2 protein-coding genes and 1 pseudogene are annotated in these 3,256 nt (G+C 55.8%); 2 read left to right on the top strand and 1 reads right to left on the bottom strand.

What is annotated here, in order from left to right; all coding sequences use genetic code 11:
* Nucleotides 1–1,425 precede the first annotated feature (1,425 nt).
* The gene (locus CO660_RS34235) at nt 1,426–1,554 is read left to right on the top strand and encodes a DUF982 domain-containing protein (RefSeq protein ID WP_245421418.1); all 129 of its coding nucleotides are present in this window, start codon (nt 1,426–1,428) and stop codon (nt 1,552–1,554) included.
* A 614-nt stretch (nt 1,555–2,168) separates the two neighbouring features.
* Here CO660_RS34235 and CO660_RS32105 read toward each other — a convergent pair.
* Nucleotides 2,169–2,705 carry a hypothetical protein gene (locus tag CO660_RS32105; protein ID WP_141504971.1) on the bottom strand — a complete coding sequence of 179 codons (537 nt, stop codon included), beginning with the start codon at nt 2,703–2,705 and terminating at the stop codon, nt 2,169–2,171.
* A gap of 322 nt (nt 2,706–3,027) precedes the next feature.
* Here CO660_RS32105 and CO660_RS33630 point away from each other — a divergent pair.
* A pseudogene (locus CO660_RS33630) lies at nt 3,028–3,256 on the top strand (hypothetical protein); the annotation flags it as partial.

Genomic DNA, 3,256 nt, shown 5'->3' with positions numbered 1-3,256 from the left:
GGCGACGCTCAAAGCCTCCATGCGTTCCCGCAAGGCTTGCTCATCGAGATTCTTGCCCGCCGAGCGTAAATCTGCCATGATCTTGCCGCGGCGAACGCGATACCGCAGGAATTACAGTTGGCTGCTTCGAAAAGCGGGCTCGCTTCAGTTTCTTAAAGCGAGCCTTCCGAGTTGCTACTATCAGACGTCTATTTGCGTCCACCACTAGGACGGGATTTGGCACCTGTTCCGCCTGCGGTCTTGGCGTCGGGAGCTTGCCCGAAGTTTGTTCCCCCCAGGTGCCCGCCACCGCTCGTGTTCGCGACCTGGCGTTCGGTTCTGCGCCGGATCTCAGCTGCATTGGTTTTGCTCATTTTCAATTCCTTTTCGTCGCATGAGTGATCGCTGCCGGACGGCGCCCGGAAGACAGAAGTTCGATTTTGAGAGAAAAGGGTTGCTTGACGCCAATCGGCGCGAAACGAAGCTCTACTAGCAAACTCGATGTGGCAACCTGAGCCGCCATTGTGTTTAAACGAAGTTCTGGGACAGCGAGCCGGCCAACAAAAAAGGCCGGGGCGAAACCGCACCGACCTTCCTCACATCGCTACTCGTACCAATGCCAGTACATCCGTGGTCAAAAGCAGAAAGCGATTGCGGCAATTGCGAGCGACAGATGCTTTCCAGCGCTCATCAGCAATGCCGATGAGAGGCATATACGCACTCGCTGCATGAAACGCAACCGCAATTATCGGTTTTGTTAAAGATATCTTATAAAAATTCAAATTGCGTGATTCACATTGCATCCGGAGCTGCGCTCAGGCATGGTCACCTCGTCAGCAGCCAATGTTACGGGCGCTGCTGCATCAGGGCTTTCAGCCCTCGCCCCAAATTGAAGGAGGACCGGAAATGTCTTCCGAACACGTCCATATCTTAAATTCCAGTGACCTCACAATGCTGCGAGGCGTCTTGGATGCGGCTGGATACAATTCAGCCAGAAGCGTCGCCCATCCTGAGCGATACAGCGCGGCAGCGAAGTTGCTTATCCAACGTTTCCAATATGGGATGACCTCTGCCGACGACCTTTCCAGGGAGCTGGAAAGGTGTTTTGGCGAGCCAATATCGTCGAAGTCTCCGCCAAGCTTTGAGCGGACACGCGCCTCCATTCAGGGACGGCCTGCCCAATAAACCTCCGACAACCGTAGGACTTCCCGGCCCTCCCAATGTATAGGGCGATAGCATGGAACAATGCGTCAAGGCGGGGGTTGGGGGTGTGGATTGCACGGGTGAGGAAGGTTTCTCCTCATGCCGTACTCCGGCTAACTGTGAGATCCACTATTTCTCAAATGTGGAATCGGAGACTGTGTGTCGACGTCGGCGTGGCTGCTCTTAGTGGTTGAACGCAATCAGGTGCGGCATATTATTGCGTCCGCAGATGAAGCCCTTGACATGCTTTTTAAGAATTGGCCGGTGACGAGCGGTAGCGCTTTCTTTATGGCAATGGAGGCCTGTGCGGGCACGGTAGAGGGCATAGTAACCGAAGGGGAAGCAGTCCGCATTCCTTGCAGCAGCTTTTGACGCGCGAGTCGTGGTTCGGATCGCCTAGCTCTTGACTTAAAAGGACTGCCGATTTCCTCGTCTTCGGGTCAGAACCACCTGGAGGCGGCGTCCGAGGCAGGTCAGGAAGGCCGCAATGGTAAGCGCAAATCCCCGCCTCTGCGTGGCTTGGGCGGCCTCGAAAACAGATATTGTCAAACCGGTGCGGAGGTATCTCGCCACTTTCGCCAGGACGGTCCGCAAGTATCAGAATCAACGCATCGCGTTCTGGCCAATGGGCGCCGAACGCCTCGCGCGGCGTCGGTTGCTTAGCGGTAGCATACCGATCGATTTTTGGAGTGCTCATTCGCTCCGCCAGGATTTTGCCCTCTCCACCTGCTCTTTCTGCAAGGGGTGGTCTCTGAAGAGTGCATCGTCAATCTCGCCTCGGGTAAAGGCATCTGCTGTCGTTAGGGGTCTGCGTCTCGATGGGAGGAATTTCAAGACGAGCGGCGTTAGTTTTATAGGCCAGGAACGACACGTCCTCCAGTGCATCTTCCTTCTCGCCGAGCCGGTAAGTGCCCGGCGCGAGAGGAGACACGAGTGAGCCGATGTTGAATGCGTTATCAAATCACATGAACGTCTCAAGTTTCTGCTCATGTGACGCGCCAACAAAACTGCTCTCGTTCTTTTCGCTGTCGTTTAAGGTGGGCGGTCTTAATTATTCGATCGGTGTCGGCCCGGCGAGTGATCGCTTTCGATACCGCGCTTGTTCGCTGATCGTCATCCGGGTCCTTCGCAGCCCAATCCGATTTGAATACCGCGAGGCTGCGACTAGCCAGTTCTGTGGCCACCTCTAACGGAACATCCGCCAGCTCCGCGGATCCAATGTTAGGGGCGGGATTGGACGCTGCCGGGAGCGGAATGCCTTGAATCGAGAACCGGTTGAACAAGGGGCGAGAGTAACGCGGAGCCGGCATCTGCGGGCGTCCGAAGACCATTTCCAGGTTTTTTTTCAGTTCTTCAGGATTTCGCGTTCCCGCCCGAAAGAGGGTAATGAGAAGCCTTGCAGCGATGTTGTGGAGCCGCGGCGGTGGTGAGACATTTCCGGAATAGCCCGCTTCGTGCAAGACGTCTTGCAGCAGGCACAAATCGGCGGATGTAAGATGGGAAGTTTCCTGTTCGGAAGACATCATGCCCTCCTTCTGTTGGGGCGAGGACTATTGAAAGCCCTCAATCGGCAGTGCCCGTTCAGTGGCTACCGAGAAAGAAACCTTGCTCCCTGTCAGGTCATATAGCAAATGGATTCGAGCATCTGGAGGCAACGCAGACACGCAACACCCGATCATCCTGCCGGGAGGCAATTGTCGCGTCGAATGTTCGATCGCTCAGATGAATGAGGAGCGCAATAATTCGCGAAAGTGCGCATGCAACAGTCCCAGCAAGCAGCCCGCCCAACGTTTGACCAGTGACGGTCGAAATCGGCGTTCTTGGGAATAGGTAACGAGCTAGTCCTTGCCGCCGCAGTGCCAGCCTTCCGCGCTGCTCACGTCTCTTCTTAGAGACACCAACATCCAAATCCGCTTCATAGATTTCGCGGAAAGTCGCACCCCAAACCGCGATGCCTTTCTCCGCAAGAGATGGAGCCCGCAAAGCGCGCTTGCCGGTTCCAGCGATCTCGACTCCAGCTATATCTTCGTCACCGCACGCGGCAGCGATATCACGCTCGCCGGGTGGGTGCATG

It is taken from the genome of Rhizobium sp. L9, from assembly GCF_002531885.1.
In the GTDB taxonomy this organism is placed as follows: domain Bacteria; phylum Pseudomonadota; class Alphaproteobacteria; order Rhizobiales; family Rhizobiaceae; genus Rhizobium.
Note: the sequence above shows the minus strand (reverse complement) of the source record. Positions and strands in the feature narration are given on the sequence as shown.